General features: G+C 46.4%; 24 protein-coding genes. 17 read left to right on the top strand and 7 right to left on the bottom strand.

All coding sequences use genetic code 11. From position 1 onward, the window contains the following. Nucleotides 1–240 precede the first annotated feature (240 nt). On the top strand, nucleotides 241–1155 hold the full coding sequence (locus AC3WJC_RS04525) for an NAD(P)/FAD-dependent oxidoreductase (protein ID WP_492397879.1): 915 nt from the start codon (nucleotides 241–243) through the stop codon (nucleotides 1153–1155). A 371-nt stretch (nucleotides 1156–1526) separates the two neighbouring features. Here the strand turns inward: AC3WJC_RS04525 and AC3WJC_RS04530 are convergent, their stop codons facing one another. Then, nucleotides 1527–2213 (bottom strand): DUF421 domain-containing protein, encoded by a 687-nt coding sequence (locus AC3WJC_RS04530; protein WP_492397880.1) that lies wholly within the window; start codon nucleotides 2211–2213, stop codon nucleotides 1527–1529. Further along, complete coding sequence (locus AC3WJC_RS04535) at nucleotides 2210–2899, bottom strand: DUF421 domain-containing protein (RefSeq protein WP_492397881.1); 690 nt, start codon at nucleotides 2897–2899, stop codon at nucleotides 2210–2212. The genes AC3WJC_RS04530 and AC3WJC_RS04535 overlap by 4 nt, the downstream gene beginning before the upstream one ends. A gap of 263 nt (nucleotides 2900–3162) precedes the next feature. Here AC3WJC_RS04535 and AC3WJC_RS04540 point away from each other — a divergent pair, with 263 nt between their 5' ends. From AC3WJC_RS04540 to AC3WJC_RS04555, 4 genes are all read left to right on the top strand, one after another. Then, the gene (locus AC3WJC_RS04540; RefSeq protein WP_492397882.1) at nucleotides 3163–3972 is read left to right on the top strand and encodes an SDR family NAD(P)-dependent oxidoreductase; all 810 of its coding nucleotides are present in this window, start codon (nucleotides 3163–3165) and stop codon (nucleotides 3970–3972) included. A gap of 7 nt (nucleotides 3973–3979) precedes the next feature. Continuing rightward, nucleotides 3980–4732, top strand: coding sequence for an alpha/beta fold hydrolase (locus tag AC3WJC_RS04545; protein WP_492397883.1), 753 nt, complete (start codon nucleotides 3980–3982; stop codon nucleotides 4730–4732). A gap of 90 nt (nucleotides 4733–4822) precedes the next feature. Continuing rightward, on the top strand, nucleotides 4823–5722 hold the full coding sequence (locus AC3WJC_RS04550; protein ID WP_492397884.1) for an SDR family oxidoreductase: 900 nt from the start codon (nucleotides 4823–4825) through the stop codon (nucleotides 5720–5722). A gap of 68 nt (nucleotides 5723–5790) precedes the next feature. Further along, nucleotides 5791–7500 (top strand): glycoside hydrolase family 15 protein, encoded by a 1710-nt coding sequence (locus AC3WJC_RS04555; RefSeq protein ID WP_492397885.1) that lies wholly within the window; start codon nucleotides 5791–5793, stop codon nucleotides 7498–7500. Between the two features lie 296 nt (nucleotides 7501–7796). On the opposite strand, the gene AC3WJC_RS04560 is transcribed toward AC3WJC_RS04555, so the two are convergent. The 5 genes from AC3WJC_RS04560 to AC3WJC_RS04580 all read right to left on the bottom strand — a co-directional run bounded on the left by AC3WJC_RS04560 (nucleotide 7797) and on the right by AC3WJC_RS04580 (nucleotide 12248). Further along, the gene (locus tag AC3WJC_RS04560; RefSeq protein ID WP_492397886.1) at nucleotides 7797–8648 is read right to left on the bottom strand and encodes a PAS domain-containing protein; all 852 of its coding nucleotides are present in this window, start codon (nucleotides 8646–8648) and stop codon (nucleotides 7797–7799) included. 517 nt (nucleotides 8649–9165) lie between these two features. Then, entirely contained in the window at nucleotides 9166–9774 is a 609-nt protein-coding gene (locus AC3WJC_RS04565) for an SOS response-associated peptidase family protein (protein WP_492397887.1), read from the bottom strand. Between the two features lie 56 nt (nucleotides 9775–9830). Further along, nucleotides 9831–10544 (bottom strand): SDR family NAD(P)-dependent oxidoreductase, encoded by a 714-nt coding sequence (locus tag AC3WJC_RS04570; protein ID WP_492397888.1) that lies wholly within the window; start codon nucleotides 10542–10544, stop codon nucleotides 9831–9833. Nucleotides 10545–10633: 89 nt separating this feature from the next. After that, complete coding sequence (locus tag AC3WJC_RS04575; RefSeq protein ID WP_492397889.1) at nucleotides 10634–11893, bottom strand: Y-family DNA polymerase; 1260 nt, start codon at nucleotides 11891–11893, stop codon at nucleotides 10634–10636. Further along, nucleotides 11871–12248 (bottom strand): LexA family protein, encoded by a 378-nt coding sequence (locus AC3WJC_RS04580; RefSeq protein WP_492397890.1) that lies wholly within the window; start codon nucleotides 12246–12248, stop codon nucleotides 11871–11873. The genes AC3WJC_RS04575 and AC3WJC_RS04580 overlap by 23 nt, the downstream gene beginning before the upstream one ends. A gap of 190 nt (nucleotides 12249–12438) precedes the next feature. Here AC3WJC_RS04580 and AC3WJC_RS04585 point away from each other — a divergent pair, with 190 nt between their 5' ends. The 12 genes from AC3WJC_RS04585 to AC3WJC_RS04640 all read left to right on the top strand — a co-directional run bounded on the left by AC3WJC_RS04585 (nucleotide 12439) and on the right by AC3WJC_RS04640 (nucleotide 19449). Further along, complete coding sequence (locus AC3WJC_RS04585) at nucleotides 12439–12702, top strand: hypothetical protein (protein ID WP_492397891.1); 264 nt, start codon at nucleotides 12439–12441, stop codon at nucleotides 12700–12702. A 1-nt stretch (nucleotide 12703) separates the two neighbouring features. Then, nucleotides 12704–13312, top strand: coding sequence for an alpha-ketoglutarate-dependent dioxygenase AlkB family protein (locus AC3WJC_RS04590; protein ID WP_492397892.1), 609 nt, complete (start codon nucleotides 12704–12706; stop codon nucleotides 13310–13312). A gap of 6 nt (nucleotides 13313–13318) precedes the next feature. Further along, a complete protein-coding gene (locus AC3WJC_RS04595; RefSeq protein ID WP_492397893.1) occupies nucleotides 13319–14170 on the top strand; it encodes an HD domain-containing protein in 852 nt (283 codons plus the stop codon). A 14-nt stretch (nucleotides 14171–14184) separates the two neighbouring features. After that, nucleotides 14185–14406: a hypothetical protein gene (locus tag AC3WJC_RS04600; RefSeq protein ID WP_492397894.1), complete on the top strand. Its 222-nt coding sequence runs from the start codon at nucleotides 14185–14187 to the stop codon at nucleotides 14404–14406. A gap of 91 nt (nucleotides 14407–14497) precedes the next feature. Further along, nucleotides 14498–15595 carry a S1/P1 nuclease gene (locus tag AC3WJC_RS04605; protein ID WP_492397895.1) on the top strand — a complete coding sequence of 366 codons (1098 nt, stop codon included), beginning with the start codon at nucleotides 14498–14500 and terminating at the stop codon, nucleotides 15593–15595. Nucleotide 15596: 1 nt separating this feature from the next. Beyond that, nucleotides 15597–15845 carry a hypothetical protein gene (locus tag AC3WJC_RS04610; protein WP_492397896.1) on the top strand — a complete coding sequence of 83 codons (249 nt, stop codon included), beginning with the start codon at nucleotides 15597–15599 and terminating at the stop codon, nucleotides 15843–15845. A 245-nt stretch (nucleotides 15846–16090) separates the two neighbouring features. Beyond that, nucleotides 16091–16366: a hypothetical protein gene (locus AC3WJC_RS04615; protein WP_492397897.1), complete on the top strand. Its 276-nt coding sequence runs from the start codon at nucleotides 16091–16093 to the stop codon at nucleotides 16364–16366. A gap of 75 nt (nucleotides 16367–16441) precedes the next feature. After that, nucleotides 16442–16726, top strand: coding sequence for a hypothetical protein (locus AC3WJC_RS04620; protein WP_492397898.1), 285 nt, complete (start codon nucleotides 16442–16444; stop codon nucleotides 16724–16726). Between the two features lie 664 nt (nucleotides 16727–17390). Continuing rightward, the gene (locus AC3WJC_RS04625; RefSeq protein WP_492397899.1) at nucleotides 17391–18008 is read left to right on the top strand and encodes a hypothetical protein; all 618 of its coding nucleotides are present in this window, start codon (nucleotides 17391–17393) and stop codon (nucleotides 18006–18008) included. A gap of 62 nt (nucleotides 18009–18070) precedes the next feature. After that, nucleotides 18071–18199 carry a hypothetical protein gene (locus AC3WJC_RS04630; RefSeq protein WP_492397900.1) on the top strand — a complete coding sequence of 43 codons (129 nt, stop codon included), beginning with the start codon at nucleotides 18071–18073 and terminating at the stop codon, nucleotides 18197–18199. 4 nt (nucleotides 18200–18203) lie between these two features. After that, complete coding sequence (locus tag AC3WJC_RS04635; RefSeq protein ID WP_492397901.1) at nucleotides 18204–18377, top strand: hypothetical protein; 174 nt, start codon at nucleotides 18204–18206, stop codon at nucleotides 18375–18377. Between the two features lie 4 nt (nucleotides 18378–18381). After that, complete coding sequence (locus AC3WJC_RS04640) at nucleotides 18382–19449, top strand: DUF932 domain-containing protein (protein WP_492397902.1); 1068 nt, start codon at nucleotides 18382–18384, stop codon at nucleotides 19447–19449. Nucleotides 19450–19758 lie beyond the last annotated feature (309 nt).

Consider the following 19758-nt stretch of genomic DNA (forward strand, 5'->3'; position numbering starts at 1 on the left):
CCAATTACCAGGTATCTTAAATCTTTAACAATGCCGGATTGGGCTGGCCACTTTGATTTATTCCAGGGCAAGTTCAGGGATGCTTGACCCTGCCATCATCACATTGAGCTATTTTGTAAAGCGACACACCTTAAAACAAATACCTGAAAGAGTATCAATACCAGCACTTATTCAACAAGGGGCATTGCATTATCATTTTCAATGCTACCCTTTTCATTACACATTTTTAAATTTAACGAAATGACAGATCACAAAAACTTTGACGTAATTATAGTTGGCGGAAGCTATGCTGGACTATCAGCAGCAATGACTTTAGGACGTGCATTAAGAAATGTATTAATTATCGACAGCGGTTTGCCTTGTAACCGACAAACGCCTCATTCACATAACTTTATTACCCAAGACGGTGAAAGACCAGGCGTTATTGCGGAAAAGGCAAAAGGACAGGTATTGAAATACGATACGGTAAAATTCGTAACTGACCTCGCCGTTAAAGGAGCGAGAACTGCTAAAGGCTTTGAGATTTCAACGCGATCAGGAGAATCATTTTCAGCTAAACAATTAGTTTTTGCAACAGGCTTGAAGGACAACATGCCAAACATCAAGGGTTTTTCTGAGTGTTGGGGAATTACAGTACTTCATTGTCCTTATTGCCATGGATATGAAGTAAAGAATCAAAAAACAGGGATTTTTGCAAATGGTTATGGTGCATTTCATCTGGCCCGGCTTATTCGTAACTGGACAAACGATCTAACCATCTTTACCAATGGGAAATCGGAATTGACACCAGAACAAACCGATGAAATTAAAAGACACGATATTTCGATAGTTGAAAAGGCAATTACCTCGTTGCAACACAAAAACGGCGTAGTTGAAGAAATAGTTTTTTCAGACAATTCTACGTTTCCATTAAAAGCTATCTATTCAAGACCCCCTTTTGAACAACATTGTAAGATCCCTGAATCATTGGGCTGCGAGTTAACAGACCAAGGATTGATCAAAATAGATTCCTTTCAGAACACGACAGTCGCTAATATTTTCGCTTGTGGCGATAACAGCAATTCACTACGTGCTGTTAGCTATGCTATATCGTCAGGAACTATAACAGGAGTAATATCGAATAACCAAATGACGGAGGAGGAATTTTTAAAGTAATTAAACTAAACAATTTTGTGATCAATTCTTATGTACAATATACTTTCGATGTTATTAACCCATCTATTGATTTTGAAAGTGCAGTATTCAAAAGATTTGGTACATTCGAATAACTTTATTACCCACTGAGGATTCTATTTACTTACTACTTTACACTATTTAGCCGGTTTACTCTTATTATCATTGACCTGACCGGTAATGGTTTAGCACAAATATATCACAATCGGAAAAGATATATTAAAGTTGAAATCTAACTTTTTTCTTCGCCCAATAAACTAACAAGTCCACATCAACTCATGGATACATTGACCTGGGTAGGGTATGGGATCTTGGTATTAGATATCAACCAATCGGTAATTTCACCTCACAGGTCATCCGGCCATAGCGGGTTTCCATTCCTCCCGGCCACAATTGCTGCAGGCACCTGCTGCGCTTTCCTGTGCTGGCTTTTCTCCGCAGAAAGCGCAGACCTGATGCTGCCCGTTGAATTCACACGCGTCCAGGAACCGCTCGTCCTGGATAGGGATAACCGATAACCCATTCACGATATCTTTCGCTTTGACCAGTGTGAATGCGCCATTGGCTTCAATGTAAAGTCTTTCCACTTCGCCCAGGTGCAGGATCGCGTTACAGCGGAGTTCTGCGAACAACCTTTCCTGCGATAACCCGGTCCGCTCCATTTCTTTGACGTCAATTACGCCGTCACATACCAGTATACTGACATTGCCCTGGGAGATGCGCTCAAAATTCTGGTTGCCGAAGGCCCATCTGGCTATGACGCGCTGAGTAGAAACAACGGTAAGCGCGATGATAAGGGCCGGCAGCACGCCACGGTCAGGCGCCATGAGCGGAACACCTATCGTGGCCGCCAGGGAGACCAGCGCTGCCAGTTCGTTACGGCTAAGCTGGGAGGACATCCGCTTGCCCATCACCCGCATGGAGCAGACCAGGATCAGGTAGCAGATCACGGCGCGGATAAATAGTTCTAAGAAGAATCCGGACGGAACCTCGCCGATCAGGATACGCTGCCATTCGTTTAAATTGATTTCGCTTTTCATCGTTCGGTAATTGCAGTGGTCCATTCCGTTGATTCGCAGTCCGCGCAATGCGGCTGTTCAGGCTGTCTATCACAGGTCAGTCCGCAATGCGTGCAGGAAACTAATTTAACGTCTAATCGTCTTTTCAAAACTTTCTTGTCGATGGGGGGGAACAGCGGTAGCCCTGCTTTGGGTTCAGTTAATTCATAGATGCTGAATAGCCCGCTTGCTTCAAGGTACACCCGCCGTACGGCACCCAGGTTGGTTACATTCTTGCTCCGCAGGTAAGCGAACAACTGCTGCCTGGAAATGCTGCATCGCTGCATGGCCTCTAACTGCATGATGCCGTCAACGACCAGAATGTCCAGTGTTCCATGTGTGAGATTTTCAACTTTCCGGTTCTTAAAGCCAAGCCAGGCCAACCCACGCTGGAAAACTAAGATGAACGTAAGTACCGCGGCACTTAGGGCCACCCCGCGATCAGGGATCTGCATGCCGACCGAAACAATTGCTCCTAAGGTAAGCATGACGGCCATTTCCAGTATCGATAGCTGACCGCTCATGCGCTTCCCTAACCATCTTACTACTAAAAGCAGGATGACGTAGGTCAACAAAGTGCGAACGAGGACTTCGATCAGGAAAAGCGCAGGCTCCTGTCCGAATAGAATCCGATGAAAGTCCAGAATCTTGATCTCTTCTTTGTCCACTTTTTTCTAATTAAACCTTCACCGCCCTTTAGCTTATAGCTGTTATGACATCTAATCCGGTTTATTACTAAGAAAGAATTTAAAGTTTTGTTTTATAGATAGCATATTGCAGTTAAAATCCACCGCTTCGCTACACCTGATCCAAAATTTCATAGCCAAAGGTTGTAATTTATAGCAGACCTAGCTTGCGGAAGGATATCCGGCTGAAAACGGTCAAACAATGGTGCTGTAGCTACAGTTGAGTTGCTATCTAATTTTTACTTATGAAATTCAACATTCAAAAAAAGGTCGCTGTCATTACCGGCGGCGATTCGGGTATTGGCTTTGCCACGGCCCAATTACTGGCGGCTGAGGGAGCCATTATCGTTTTAGCCGATAAAGAACAAGCCAGTGTGAACGAAGCTGCTGAAAAACTCAAACAACAATTTCCCGAGATCGATGTGCTGGCGTTGGCATGCGATCAGGACAGGAACGAAAGCGTGATCGGACTTGCCGATCAGGTGAAGAGCAAATTTGGTGGTGCGCACATCCTGATCAACTGCGCCGGGGCCAGAGGAGCTGCCGGCGACTTTTTAACGTTGACCGATGAGGACTGGATGAAGACCATCAATACCGACCTGATGGGTGCAGTGCGCTTATGCAGGGCGTTCATTCCGCAACTAGAGGCCAATGGCTGGGGAAGAGTGGTTTTAGTCGCTTCAGAAAATGCCTACCAGCCTTACGAAGAAGAAAGTCCTTACAACGCATGCAAGGCTGGCATCATAAACTTAAGTAAGTGTTTGTCCCGTGCTTATTCCAACGATGGCTTGCTGTTCAATTGCGTATCGCCAGCTTATGTAGAGTCACCGATGACCAATGCGATGATGGATGAACTTGCCAAAGAAAGGGGTACCGATCGTGATGAAGCGGTAAAATGGTTCCTGGCTAACAAGCGTCCGCACATTGCAGTTGGCCGTCGGGGTAAGCCGGAGGAGGTCGCTGCCGTCATTGCATTCCTTTCTTCAGACCTGTGCAGCTATGTTAACGGAAGCAATTACCGGGTGGACGGCGGTGCAGTAGAATCGGCATTCTGATAGCAGTATGATCGCAACTGAAAACGTTCCGCAAGGACCGGCCAAGCCGGTCCTTGTCTTTCTGCATTATTTCGGTGGAGCTGCAGTAAGCTGGAGATGGCTGATCAAAGAACTGGAAGATGAGTATGAATGCCATGCGATCGATCTTCCTGGTTTCGGCGCGTCTGCACCTTTAAGCGACCTTTCGATCCGGTCAATGGCAGATCGTGTAACCGGCTATCTGCGGCGGGAGCTTAGCGGCAGAGATTGCCTGTTGATCGGTCATTCCATGGGCGGAAAAATAGCCATGGAAGTAGCCTATGAGCAGGGTAAGACAGGTCAGGTGAAGCGGTTGGTACTGTTGGCCCCCTCTCCACCTACGCTAGAGCGAATGCCTGATCAGGAAAAGCAACGCATGCTCAACCATCCGGATCGCAAGGAGGCGATGAACACCGTGCATAACGGCACCGTCAGGCAACTTTCCGGCGACCGCTTACAAACAGCTGTTGAGACGCAACTCGCAGCAGACGGATCTACTTGGAAATGGTGGATCGAACAAGGCATGAACGAATCAATAGCAGATCATACAAAACTGATCGGTATACCTATTGAACTGATCGTATCATCGGACGATCCTGCGATCAACGAGAAAATGACAAGGGAAGATACGATCCCCAACCTGCCGGTTGGTACGAACGTGACCTGGACATCCGGTATAGGTCATCTTTTTCAACTGGAAGATCCCGTATGGTTAGCTTCCTTATTAAAGCACTTGGGTTAGGGGAGAAGATGGATTTTGAAAATACCCATCCAACAATTGCCGATAAAACCTGTTGCCATAAAACATCAACAATTATCTATAAAGAAAAACATGTCAGAAACAACGCAAAAAAAACTGGAGAACCCGGCAGGTAAATACCCGGCCCCTCCGTTTGAACGACAACCACAGGAGGCTCCCGGCCTGGCCTCAAAAATGAACCCGCTACCGGATCACGGTGAAAAAAGCTATAAAGGCTCGGGCAGGTTACAAGGCCGCAAAGCATTGATCACCGGAGGTGATTCGGGTATCGGTCGCGCGGCGGCTATTGCCTATGCACGTGAAGGTGCTGACGTGGCCATCAATTACCTCCCAGAAGAGCAGGCCGATGCAGATGAGGTCATTGCCCTGATCGAGGCGGCAGGTCAAAAAGGTTACGCTATTCCGGGTGATATCACGGATCCGGAATTTTGCAAGACCCTGGTGGCATCAGCCGTAGCGCAATTGGGGGGACTGGATATTTTGGTGAACAATGCAGGACGTCAGCAGGCAATCGACTCCATTTTGGATATCACCGAAGACGGTTTCGATGCGACCATCAAGACCAATATATATGCGCCGTTCTGGATCACCAAAGCTGCCCTGCCGCATTTGCCAGAAGGATCAGCTATTATAGCGACGACTTCTGTACAGGCTTATGATCCATCCGAAAACCTCTTTGATTACGCCCAGACCAAGGCGGCTAATGTTGCTTATGTGAAATCATTGGCCAAGCAATTGGGTGCAAAAGGCATCCGGGTGAATGGCGTGGCCCCTGGACCGGTATGGACGCCCTTACAAGTGAGTGGCGGACAGCCCCAGGACGCTATCGAGAAGTTTGGTTCGGTTACACCGTTAGGCCGTCCGGGTCAACCGGCAGAACTGGCATCGATCTTTGTACAGTTAGCTGATGCCGACGCAAGCTATGCGACCGGTCAGGTGTATGGTGCCGCAGGTGGTAACGGTCATCCGTAAAAAGCTGTTTATCTTAAATTTTGACGGGCAGCAGCTGCTGCCCGTTTTTTATTCTAGCCATTAGTAACTTGAAGCAACCCGATATATCCTCATTGGCTGTCATCAGTGACCGCCACACTTGTGCCCTCCTGGACAAAGATGGTACCATCGGCTGGTATTGTCCCGGCGCGTTTGATCGGGCGGCAGTCTTTTCCGCACTCATCGATAGCGATCTCGGTGGATACTGGCGCCTGGAATGCCCGGAAATGAAATTTACCGAACGGTCATTCGCCGGTCGTAGCAGTATTTTGCATACCCGTTTCGATATTCGGGGTAAACAACTTGAACTAACTGACTTTATGCCAACCGGTGCGTCTGTCCGGGGTATATGCCGAAAAGTTTCCGAAGCACCGGAAAGTTTGACCGGTGAAATCAGACTGGCAGGAGATTATGGATTGGAAACGTCAAAGCCGGTCTGTTTATCTGATCATGTGATCCATTTTCCAAAGGAGGGCCTTTGGCTGCATAGTTCACATCCGCTGCGGCTTTCAGGTGACAGGGTCTGCTATCAGATCCTGAGTGGTGACACCTCGTGGATCGCCTTGATCGACACTGAAAAATTTGATGAAAACCTTTTAAACGACGCGTGGCATTCAACCTTCATGAGTTGGAAAGAAATGGAGAAACATATTGATTATAACGGTCCATTTGAAAGTGAAGTGCGAAACTCTTTACGTGCCTTGCAGCAATTGGTCTACGAGCCTACGGGCGGGATAGTTGCTGCGCCGACTACCGGCTTGCCTGAGGTAATAGGGGGTAAGCGCAATTATGATTATCGTTTTGTTTGGATGCGCGATGCAGCGCTGATCACCTCTTCGCTGGTAGGACTTCAAACGGACGGACAGGTGGAGCGCGCCTTTATGTCCTTTGTTTCAGGGGCTATGCGGAAGAACAGACAGTCACATGTTTCCTGTTTTTATGGCATTGATGGATCCATCAGAAAAGATGTAAGGGAATTGCCATTAGCCGGGTACAAAGACAGTCATCCGCTGATGGAAGGAAACACAGCCGCTGATCAATTTCAGTTGGATGCCGAAGCGAGTATCCTGCTGGCCTGTGGTGCTATATATAACAAATTAGAAGAGCGCCCGGAGTGGGAAACGGTGGAAGCCATAGCAGATTACATTTGCAGGAACTGGGAGCGGAAAGACAACGGGATATGGGAAGAAGAACAACTGCAGCATTATACCTCCAGCAAGGCATTGGCTGCCCGCGCACTCGAAGTGATGGCGCCATACCAGACAGATCAGGAAACGGCTGAACGCTGGCTGTATAACGCGGTACTCATCAGGAATTTCATTCAAGAAAACTGCCTGACCAGTGATGGTGCATATGCTGTCCATGCAGGTTCGGAGGATGTGGATATCGCCTGCGCCCTTTTTGCACCCTTTGGTTTTGATCAGCCGGATAATCCTTGTCTGCAAAGAACAATAGCCAATATCGAGCAACGTTACAGTGAAGGCGACCTCTATCGCCGTCACCTGCTGGAGTTTAACTCAGCGAATGAGGGCGTTTTTCTTGCGGCTAGCTGCTGGATGGCGCACCATTATGCGCTGGCTGGAAATTACGACAAAGCTGGATCCATACTAAAGGCTGTACAAGGATGCGCCAATGATGTGGGATATTTCAGCGAAGAGTTTGATTTACAAAACGGGATTATGCTTGGAAACTTTCCACAAACGTTTGTGCATTCTTCCTTCATATGCGCTGTAAAGGGTTTCAAGGATATTGGGAAATAAGTTGTATGCTGATGGTTGAATTTGAGGTAGAGCTAAAGCCAATATCATTTGATCATCCTAAAAATATCCTAATATCGACCGGTTACCAAACGCGTTATTACATCAAAAGGACAGCGGCGCTCAATCATACGACCTTTCCGTAGGTACTGAACTAAATCAACAATGAAGGTAAAAAAGGCAGCTTTATATCAATCTGATAACCAGCATCTGTTATTACCTTGTGAGCAAGGTGTTTGGGACCGCAAGCAGGCCTCCTGTGAAATAATTTTTAGCAGTGTTATATACATTTGTAGGTATCATTGAGCGAAATCGTTAATTCTATTGACTGTTTCATCCAGTTCAGTAGCCGATGTTTCCAAGAGTTCGATCAATGTAACGAGTTCTTCCGGTTCATCTTTACTGGCTTTGACCAATGGTATAAGGCCGTTTATATTACACAGTGGACGCCTGATTTCGTGTGAGTTCAGCCAGGCTATTTCTTTCAGTTTGCTGTTTTGAGTCTCAAGTAACAGGCTGTAGGTTTTTGCCTTATCAATATCTTGCATAGCACCTAACATCCTGACCGGTTTCTGTTGTCCATTCATTATCAGATAGCCACGGTCTGAGACATACTTATAATGCCCATCCTTGCACCGATAACGGTATTCCATTGACCATTTTAAATGCTTTCCTGTCAATAATTTCTCGAACATTGTAATGACCTCATCGCGGTCATCGGGGTGGATCTTTTGCATATTCCAAAACTTGGCCTTTATAGTAATCCCGTCCTCGTAACCGAAGAGTTCCCGGTATCCGTGCAGCCACTTTAGTTCATCTTTTGCAATATCATAATCCCAGATCACATCGTTAGTAGCTTTGTTGACGAGCTCATAATCCATCATCCCCTTTTCAAGTTCCTGCTCTCGGGTCGCAAGCTGCCTGTTCAGCACCTGTTCTTTTAACAGCAACCGGCTATAGCGGTTATTGATGATCAATACGATGCTAATAATGCTGACGACCAGAAAAAACAGGTTCTTAAGATCATAAAGATATTGCAGGTTAGCCGTTGCATTAAGCTTTAATTCATTGATCATCCATGATCCGGTAACCAGCCATAGGAATCCGGCGATGAGGTATACGGAAATCAGTATCAGACTGAATTTTTTCATGATAAAGCATTGAAAGGTTGTAAAATACTCATTGTCTGTTAAGATAGTATTTTGTTAGGAATAGTTAAAGTGCAAGCGACAGGACAAATTTAGAAAGACTTTTCGGTACCATCCACGCAGTCAAACCCGAGACTTCCATTGTTTGCTTTTATCAACTCCCAGGTTAGCATCAGTCCCAATTCAGCACTTTTTCTCCTTTCATACCAAAATTGCGGTCGGCCATGTAATGTTGGGATTTGTGAAATGCTTATGACCTTTTTGCTGTTGCGAAAACAAATGGGACAATCGTTCACTGTTCCTGTATTTTGATTCGGGATAGAAACAGAAAATGGATAGCTGAAAACGAAGTTATAAGTTGATGACCCTTTTAAATTATGCTTGTATTGAGAAAGGATCATAGCAAAGAATTTTAGGACATTTAGGCGTTGGAATAATGATAATCAGCAATGCCAGGTTCTGAACTAAGTCCCGGATTTTTCATTTTTACTGCCGCGATCGTAATCGGTGCACGGAAATATTACTTGTGATCCTTGTGTATCGTGATCTTTAAATTTCCGGAAGGGCAAGGGTTATTTCTCAGAAAATTCACTCTGTCTGTGCCGCTGAGGTTGCTGTTGATCCAGGTCTTTACGTCGCTGCGCTTCAAAATAGCAGGCATCCGGTCGTGCACAGCCGCAATCGCCTCTACCGGCGGCAGAGTGATCATTACAAAATTAGGGATCAGTATATTAGTTTTCACATCCATCCAGATATCCCATAGCCCGGCAATATAAAACGGCTGACCATCTGTGCGCTCTATCTTGTATGTTTTTTGATGCTCCGGATTGTATTCAAAAAAAGCCTGAATACGAACAACGCAATGATGGCGTCCGATAAGTTCTTTCCACAAGGGGACCAGGAAAAGCGACTCCACCCGTGCATGTTTATTCTTGCTGTGCAAACGGTCATCATCCAATGACATCAACCCCCAGCGGAACTGCTGCACCTTCCCCGGCATCGCGTCGGTAACTACGGGCAGCATCGAGCCGGGATTCCCGGTACTATCATTTTTGGGCTTATATGAACCGCCATCACGGGTGATGATTTCAATGTCTTTTTGTTCGCCTATTTCTACGTGTCCGCACATACCCTTTAAACGAACAAAATACTAATTATTTTAGTAATTCACAAACTAATTGTGAATTAGGTAAAGTCAACTCCTGTCACTCTTTCACATTCGGCGATCAGTTGCTCCTGTAAGTTTCGCACATCCGCGGATTGATGGGAGCGTGATTCTTTTTGATGATGGAAATAGGCTCCACTTACCAATGCCCGTGCATCGTTACTGACCGCAAGCCAAACCTGCGTCTCAAAGCCTTTTGTCAGATTATCCGGTGCACCGGAGCCACCCATTTTAGTGGGTACCCAACCCGGGTCCACAACGTTCGCATAAACGTCCGGCCAGTGGCGTGCGATCGCTTTGGCCAGCATCAGTACATGGAGTTTTGTGTCTGAATAAGAAGGACGATCGGTCCAGTGCGGATCTCCTGACAAGTGCATCCCGGAACTTAGGTAGATCAGGCGCTTGGGTCGATGCATCAGGCAGGTTAAAATAAATGGCGCCAGCGTATTAACAGCCAGTAGCTTTTGCGCATCAGTCTGGTAAACGCCTGCGTTATGGATTACAGCGTCAAAATGACCCAGGGCATTGGCCTGTTCTGCCAAAGCTTTGACCTCTGCTATAACAGAAAGATCACCGGTTAATACCTTTTTAGCGCCGCGTACAGCAGCGAGCGCCTGTTTTGCACGGTGCGCATCACGGGCATGAAGCACAACGTCATGTCCATCTTTTACCAGTTGTTTAGCCGCCAATTCTCCGAGTCCATCGGCTGATCCTGTTATGAATATCTTTGCCATAGATTCTAAATAATGTCAAAGCCAATTTTGTTTAGTAACCAAGTGATTGAATTATTATTATTTAAGCGGAATAGATTGAATAGCTGTTTCTACTTAGTAACAACAATATCTTGCCAATTGGTTGTATACTGCTTGCTTAAAAACTCCTGTTTCATGGCCCATTTCCGCTCAAAGCTATCAGCCGCTAAGCGCACGGTTCCACGGCCGTACCGGGCATTGAGTTCATCCAGCAGGCCGGAAAGTTTTTGCTCTCGGCTATGTTCGTAACCCGCGAAGAGGTTATACTGCACTTCGCCTTCTGGTATAATACCGGTGGCACGTATCCCCGTTTTTAAATAATTATAACCGGGTTGCCAGATCGCACGGATGGCCTGCACGGCAATCGGCGTTAGCTGGTGGGTGCTGTTCGCAGCAAACGGTACTTTCACCGTGATGCTGGGGGAATGCTGGTCATGTTTGGGGTTATGTTTGTTCGTACGCAGGTAAACGGTAAGCGTCAGGGCCATGCTCTTTTGCTGGCGCAGTTTCAAAGCCACGGTTGCCGCATGCATGGCGGCGGCTTCCTCGATCGCTGCGAGTTCAGTTTGGTAGGTATTGAAACTCTGGCTGCTTTCAATGACTTTGGAGCGCTCAGCTACATCTTTGATCACATTGCAGGGAATGCCCCATAGTTCCTGGTGCAACCGCCAGCCCTGAACGGTCATTTGCTGGCGGACTAGATCAGCTTTAAGTTCACGGAAATCATGCGCCGTCCGGATACCTAATTCCGTAAGTTTGTTGTAATACTGCAGGCCCACTCCCCATACATCTTCTATCGGAAAGTCTTTTACCACCCGGCTGATCTTTGCTTCTGTATCCAGTACGAGATATGCTTTTTTCTGTTTTTTGGCCGCTTTGTTCGCCAGTTTGGCCAGGGATAAGGTCGGCCCGACGCCTATGGTAATCGGTAGGCCCGTGTGCGTAACGACATTAGCGCTGATCGCTGCCGTGTGCTGCTCCAGGTCAATTCCTACAATATCTCCCAGCGCCATAAAGGCTTCGTCTATGCTGTACACCATTAAGGTATAAGTGTATCGTGCAAGGTTATTCATCAGCCGGGCACTCATATCAGCATAAAGCGGATAATTGCTGCTAAAGATCACCGCGTTGTGTTGTTCCAAAACCCTACGAACCATGAATTCAGCGTCCGCCATCTTGATGCCCAGCGCCTTGGCTTCGTTGCTCCGGGCAATCACACAACCATCGTTATTGCTTAGTACAACGACCACGCAGCCTTTCAGTTCGGGCCGGAAAAGCCGCTCGCAACTGACATAGCAGTTGTTGATGTCAACATGCGCAAACACGAACATACCTCCCTATACGATGTTGCGGCTGAAGCACCGGGTTAAGGGTAAGCATAACCACGCCCCAGCATTGCCAGCGTTCTGAACGATCAATGATGATGTCGTTTTCAGGTCGATCTGCTTTGAGCACCAGTTGGTTTTCTTTCGGTGCGTACTCACGGGTGTAGAAATCACCTTCATGGAAGAAGACCACGATGCTGCCTGGTACAGGTTTCAGGGTACGATCGATGACCAGGACATGGTTGGGTAAGACATGGTAGCTGCTCATTGCCTCGCTTCCCATCCGCATGTAAAAGGTGTTATCGGGATCCATGACGATAATTTCCGATACATCCAGTTCGGGTTCTTCATGCGTGAGCATGGGCAGCCTGAAACCCAGCACATCCCGCTTCGCACGGTGCTTCCTTAACCTTAACATAATATATTTTTGATTTAAGAGCCTCAAAATTATAGAAAGGTTTCTTATATTTGCTAATATTATTAGTAATTTAATACTCCTGTAAGTTGGTATGCAGATCAGCTAAAGACAGGATTTTAGCCAATCAATGCATATGTTACAGTTACTGACCATAGAAATGAAGGCCTGGCTTAAACATCAGGACGGAAGCAGCGATGTGATCCGCATACTGCCGGATCCGGATGGTCCGGCAGCGCAGTGTTATTTGCTTTTTACCGCTTTCGAGGTCTATCCATCGGATCTGGGCAGGATTTTGTTTGACGTGGAAGGTTATTGGATCTATGACGGGAGCGAACTAACGATAGACCAGCAGGAACAGGTTGCTAAACTGATCATGGGTCTTGCAGAAAGGAAATGATATGGAACAACTGGCATTGTTTGCCGAAGCCGGGCAAAGTAAAGGGTTACCTGTAGAATACCTGGAGTATTTTCCAAAATTGATCGATCCGTTCACCGGACAGCAGTTGTTGGAAAAATTTATCAAAGAGACACCCTGGAAACAGCAGGTCCGGATAATGTACACCAGGGAAGTGGTCCCGCCACGGCTGACCGCATGGTACGGTGATCCTAAGGCTTATGACTACCAATTGCTAAAAAAGACCGTCCCGTTAACCTGGACACCGGATCTGCTGATGATCAAAAGTTTGGTTGAGCCGCTCGCAGGAGTTCAGTTCAACAGCGTGCTGTTGAACTACTATCGCGATGGGAATGATTCAGTAGCCTGGCATAGTGATAAAGAAGATATTTTGGGCAAGAATCCGATCATTGCATCAGTTTCTTTCGGTCAGGTACGGAGTTTTGATATTCGTAACAAGGCAGATCATAAAGAACAGTATTCAGTCAAACTGGAGCACGGTTCGTTTTTACTAATGAAAGCGGGACTGCAGGAGTACTGGGAGCACCGGATCGCTAAATCTACGAGGCCGATGGGGCCAAGAATTAACCTGACCTTGCGGGTCGTAAAATAAAGGACTATGATACTCGAAGACATAATTTACGGAAGCTGGGAGGTAGACGGCGTACTGGAGGAGCTGATTGTATCAGCACCTATGCAGCGCTTAAAGGCTGTCCATCAGGGCGGCGCGATCTTTTTGGTCGATCCCGCTCAACGGCACACCCGTTACGAGCATTCACTGGGCGTATACTGGTTGGTTCGTCATTTTGGCGGCAGCATCGAAGAGCAGATCGCGGCTTTGTTACACGATGTTTCTCATACCGCGTTCTCACACGTTGGTGATCAGGTCTTTGGATACTCCGGCGAGGATTACCATGAGCAAATATTTGCTGAAGTGATCAGTACTTCAGATATACCACTGATCCTTGCCAAACACGGTTACGATCAGGCATTAACAGACTTTAAAAGATACACCTTGCTCGAACAGCCTTTGCCGGACCTTTGCGCGGACCGCGTGGATTATACGCTGCGCGATCTGTTTCACGCAGAGATGATCAGCCAGGCGGACATTAATCACTTTTTGACAGAACTGACCGTTGAGGGCGGGCGTATGGTCCTGTCCAGTGAGACTGCTGCACGCTGGATCAGCAGGCAGTTTAAAAAGCTGAATGACGAGTATTTTAAAAAACCTGAGTATCTTTTTGCTAACCAGCATATGGCAGAGATCCTGAAAAAGGCGATCACTGATGGAACACTGGAACGCCTCGACCTTCAGCTGGACGACCATGCTGTGATCGCTAAACTTCGGCGATCCGGTTATGGAGACGATCTGGACGCGCTCAGTATGATGCGAGGCTTTGAACACTTTGCGGTCAAAGGCGCTGCGGAACGACTGAAACGCAGAGAACTGCATCCAACCATAGGTTCCTAATCCTTATTTTTGTCATGGTGATCACGTTATATGACTTTATGCGCATGAGCGAGGCCGAGCAATACGAAGCGGTCTGGACAGGTACTTTTTTGGGTGACCGGCTGGACAATGGGTGCAGGATACAATGCTACAGCCTCGGCACTTTTTATGTCGAGGTTTATTACGACCAGGAGGCGAACGCTGTCAGGCGGCTGCGATCGTTTTCCAAAGTGGAACAATTAGCACTTTATTTATAATAATAATATTAACAAAAGGGTGGCAAGCGCTTAACGCAAACTTTTGGATAGACCCATCAGGGATCGCGATCTTGCAACCGGAATAACTTATATGAAAAAACGAACTATTTTAAGCGTGGGAATGGCTTTGGCCGCATTCGGGTTGATATCCTGGGGATTTAAAGGGCATCGCGCTGTTGCCACTATCGCCCAAAAGCATTTGAACGCAAGCGTCGCCTATGTGGCGTCCGCCTATCTCAAAGGAGAGCAAATGGAAGATGTGAGCACTTGGGCGGATGAGAACCGTGACCCGAAGACCGCACCCTGGCACTATATCAATCTGCCTTTAGGGCTTACAAGGGATGCTTTCGTTAAAGCGGTTCAGGAAAGCGATAACAATGTCTATACAGCCATTCTGAAAACCGAAGCAACGCTGAAAGATGCGAATGCATCCGCTGAAGCCAAGAACGAGGCGATGAAATACCTGATCCACCTGGTAGGCGATGCGCATCAGCCAATGCATGTCAGCCGTAAAGAGGATAAAGGAGGTAATACTATCCAGCTGCGTTTCGACAACAAAGGCACCAACCTGCATAGCCTTTGGGATAGCAAGCTGATCGATAAGGAAGGATTAAGCCAGGAGGATATCGTCAGAACTTATGACGCAGCAACACCTGCTGAAATTAAAAAGTGGCAAAGTGACGGTCCCATTGAATGGCTTTGGGAAAGTTATCAGATCACTACCGAATTATATGCCAATGCCAAACCGGGACAAAATATCGATGATGTTTATTACCAGAAATACATACCAGTGGTACGCAAGCGGATCGATCAGGCCGGGATCCGCCTGGCCGGAGAACTGAACCGTCTGTTAGCAGGTCAAAAGGTGAAAACAACCGTGGCTCAGGTGGCAGCTCCATCATCAGTTACATCGCCCGTCACGGTAAAATTGGAAGAGATCAAGACCTATACCGGTAAGAACATTGTAGTCAGCGGAAAAGTGTTAAGTAGCCGTGATATTGGCAGTATGACGCTGGTCAATCTCGGCGCTGCTTATCCCAACCAGTTACTGACCATCGCTTTAAAGGGAAAGGCAAAGGATCTGAGCAGCCAGATCGAAGGTAAGGTCATCACCGTCGAAGGCGAAGTGATCGATTACAAAGGTAAACCGGAGATCATCATCACTGATCCTGCTAAGATCAAGTTTTAAAATGAACGAGCCATTTAACATTTTAGTAAATTATCTCGGTACGGAATATGAATTGAAAGCACGTTTTGAGCGGTGGGGTTATACCCATCGCATCGTCGTGCTTATCGGTGAGGATACTTTCGTCTTTGAACCGGACGAAGAAGGTGGTTATAGGGCATTAGCAGATCAGCTTTCAGCCAACACGTCCACTGATGTTGCCTTATTACAAGCTGTTGCTGAACAGCTGGTTAAGCTGGCAAGTAATAGCTGATCAAAAGCTTATTTTCTCATCTAAATCTGTTCTGCAACGCTTGTATTTTGTTTTTTTATATATGGTCATTACCTTCATCGTCGGAAGCAAGCTCCTCAGTTGTGAGTGACTGAAAGGCAAGGCAATAGATACAATAAACAAGACTAATCAACTGCAAATTTTTGTTAAACCGCTGGCAGGGTTGTCTTTAAACACTCCCGACAACTTAAAAGTCAAGCTGCTATTAACAAAAGTTGCTATGAAACTTGAGATCACTAAGATTTGCGCAGACGCTTTGCGCATTTACCCAAAACAATTACGGTGTTAAGCTTAAACCAACGCATGCTCACGAACTGGTAGCAGCTTATTTCGGCTATCGTTCCCACGCAGCGTTACTTGCAGATCAACAATGTCCGGTCAGTAACCTGAACAATGCGGATATTCTTGTCCTTAACCCGTCGATCCTATTAATTGATCAACGCCTTAAAGAATTAGCAGATCTGCCACCAGGACTTCCGCCCGGCCACATCCTAGCTGAATGAATTTACGCGCCTATTGTAAACGATGAACTATTTTCTGGTAAGATATGGCCCGGATTTCATGAGGCGGCAAGGTCATTGGTAGAAGAACGTGCAGCGGAATTTAAGATGTTTGGCAACAATATCGGCGAAATGGATTGGATATCCGACATTGATATCAGAACAACGGATACCGGTGCAGCGATAAGCGTTGTATTTGATTACCCAACTAACTCCGCAAAGCCTCAAAGGTACTCTAAAGTTGAGATCACGCTACCCAGGGTCGCCGGTTTCATAGGCTTCACAAAACAGGAAGTTAACCCCATTTTTTATTATGGGCATACGACCGATCCGGACTATCGCTTAAAATTTGGAATTGATTAACATTCGAAGTAGCTAACTTTAAATCAAGATCCCCTTACAGTGTTGTGAGGGGATTTTTTTGGTGTCATTTTCGAGTTAAATGATTAATGGTATACGTTAGACGTATAGTTTGATAAAAATAAAGGGCTACTCTTTGGCTGTCCCTTTGGCCAGGCTTTTCACTATATCTTTTCCATGAAAAGGATGCCGTTGCAATCCTTGACAGGGGGACTTCTAAAAGCTATTTGCTTAAAGTTCCGCTTCTGCATTTTTGCTGCGCTGCAAAAGCATTCGCTGAACAATTTTGACAGGCTACGTCCTGCAAGCGCATCATTCCGGACTTCACTCGTTTACCCGCTCCGTTACGCTACGCCGGGAAAAGCTTCGCTTGCCTGCATTCCTGCCCTTGCTGATTGTCTTAGGAGACTTCTTTTAGCTGCTATTTTCCAACGAAAACGGACAAAAGCGGCGTCAATCTCGGTCAGCCTTCACGTACGAACGCATAATGTCCTCCGCTTTGCTGCGGCCACCCTTCGGGACTTATAGTTCTCCCGCTCTGGCTTACGACCGCTTTTTTGACTTTCTTTTTTACCGTTTTTTCTTTTGAAAAATAGCTTTTTAAGGGAAGTCTTCGGGAAAGGAGGGAAGCGAAAACAAATTTTTTAACCCTTTAAAATCTTTTAAGATGAAAACAGCAGAAAAAAATGCAAATGGTGTACAAGGTGCAGCAGCAAAAGCGAACGAAACTAACAAAACTCAAAACCGCCCAAGTCTAACAAGCAAAGAAGCCAAAGAGCATGGAAACACTACCGATGAAAAGCCCGCCGAAAATTCGCAAGCTGCGGAAGCTGCGCCTGCCCAGGCTGCGACCAGTGGCACCGCTACAGTGGATAACCAACCCGCTAACGTTGTGCCCTATACAACTGGACAAGGATTGGACGGAGAACAACAACCCGAAACCGCCAAAACCGAAGAGGTAAAATTTGAGCCTAAAAAGTTTGCGCTCAACTTAGAACAAACCCTGAAATCGGTGAATGATCTGCACCGCTTGTCTATCCAGCGTTTAGCCTTGATCGCCCGTATTAAGACCTTAGAAGATTTTGAGGTGCAACTACAGGAGGAGAACGACGAACTGGAAAGCAACCCGTACCAAGGCTGCAAACTTATTATTCAGGATGATAAACGCCGTGAGTTCGTGACCAATACCCCCAATCTGATACGCATGGTGGCACAATTCATTTTTGACGCCTGCCATGAAAAACTAGCCGACATTGAGGCTAACATTGTTTTTCCGAACGCCTGAACAAGTATTGCTCCCGGTGTTTAACCGGGGGCATTTTCAAACTTTATTAAAACAGCAAACCCATGTACGAGCAATTTATAGAACTGACCGACCAGATTTTTTGGGAAGGTTACGCCGAACAGCTGGCGCAGGAAAACCCCGCACAATTTCAAATGGAATTCCGTGATTTTTTGAATACCTATCAAAATTAAGGTTATGGAAGACAAGATTTTTTTACTGGTGAAAGTGACCATTAAGACCACGCACCCCAATATACACGACGCAATTGCAGAACTGCAAATCAGCGACGTAGTAGTTACCGGCACCGAAAACGTCAAGGTGCTGCGTACCGAGATTATCCCATTAAACACAAGAACCTCTAAAAACTAATATCATGGCACATCAGATCAATTTCAACAGCAATACAGGCAAACACAGCTTTATGAGCGTAAAGGAAAAAGCCTGGCACGGTTTAGGGCAGATCATTGACCGTTACCCCACTAGCAGCGAAGCGATACAGCACGCAGGTTTGGACTATATCGTAGAAAAACGCCCTTTGTTTACGTATGACACAGCTAGCCATTTAGGCGAGGGCAGCGATGATATTTTGATACCTGAAATAACAGTACCTAATTTTTTTGCCACCGTACGGGCCGACACCGAACAGGTTTTAGGGGTAGTTGGCAATGACTATGAAGTAGTGCAAAATCGTGATGCATTTTCATTTTTTGACGCGATCGTTGGCGGTGGCGATGGTATCCTATATGAGACCGCCGGCGCATTAGGCAACGGCGAACGGGTGTTTATTACCGCCAAGCTGCCCGATTATATCCGTGTTGGTTTTAAGGACTGGATTGAGCAATATCTGTTTTTAACTACGTCACACGATGGTTTAGGCAGTATAACCGCAGCTTTCACACCTATCCGTATCGTATGTAATAATACGCTTAACGCTGCTATGCGTAATCATTCAGGAGCAATTAAGATACGGCATACCGCATCTGCTGCCGAGCGGTTAAAACAAGCACATACCCTTATGGGCATTAGCCGTGAGTTGAGCCACGAAATGGAAGGCTTATTTAACCAATGGGCAAAGGTCCGCATTACAGACAGCGAAGTGAAAAAGCTGATACAAATCGCAATGGCGCCTAATAAAGAGGTTTTAGACCATTTAGCTAAAGGCAAGTTAGACGAGCTTTCTACCCATTACACGAATATCGTAGACAGCGTTTATGAATACGCTTTAGCAAGCCCAACTCAGCAGATCGATACGACTGCAGGAACGGTGTTTGGTGCTTATAATGCGGTAACAGGTTATTTTCAGAATGTGCGCAGTTTTAAATCCCAGGAAGCAAAATTTAAGTCGATCATGGACGGCACGGCTAAACAACGGGCACAAACCGCCTTTAACCTCTGCCGTGATTTTGCAACGCAAGGCAGTGAAGTTTTGATTTACAACTAAAGCCAACAAGGGGGAGCAATCCCCCTTGCTTCAAAAAATGCCGGACGGGCTGCTATCGCAGCCCCATTTAGGACGCCCCCTGTTTCCGTATTGCTGATGATATTGGGTGAAAACAGGGGGCGGTACATTTATGATGATCTGTTGAACTCCGACGCGGTTATCTCCACTGCACATCGCATCGACTCCGCACAGAATTTTTCCGTACGCTCCCTGGGCTCTCCCTTAATTAAGGTTCTTCTATCCTTCAGGATGAAGTGAAACGTCGCTCCATCAAAAAAAAATATTTGGGATTACAGGAAGTTTTCCGCT

The sequence above is a fragment of the Mucilaginibacter sp. FW306-07-L genome, from assembly GCF_058782065.1.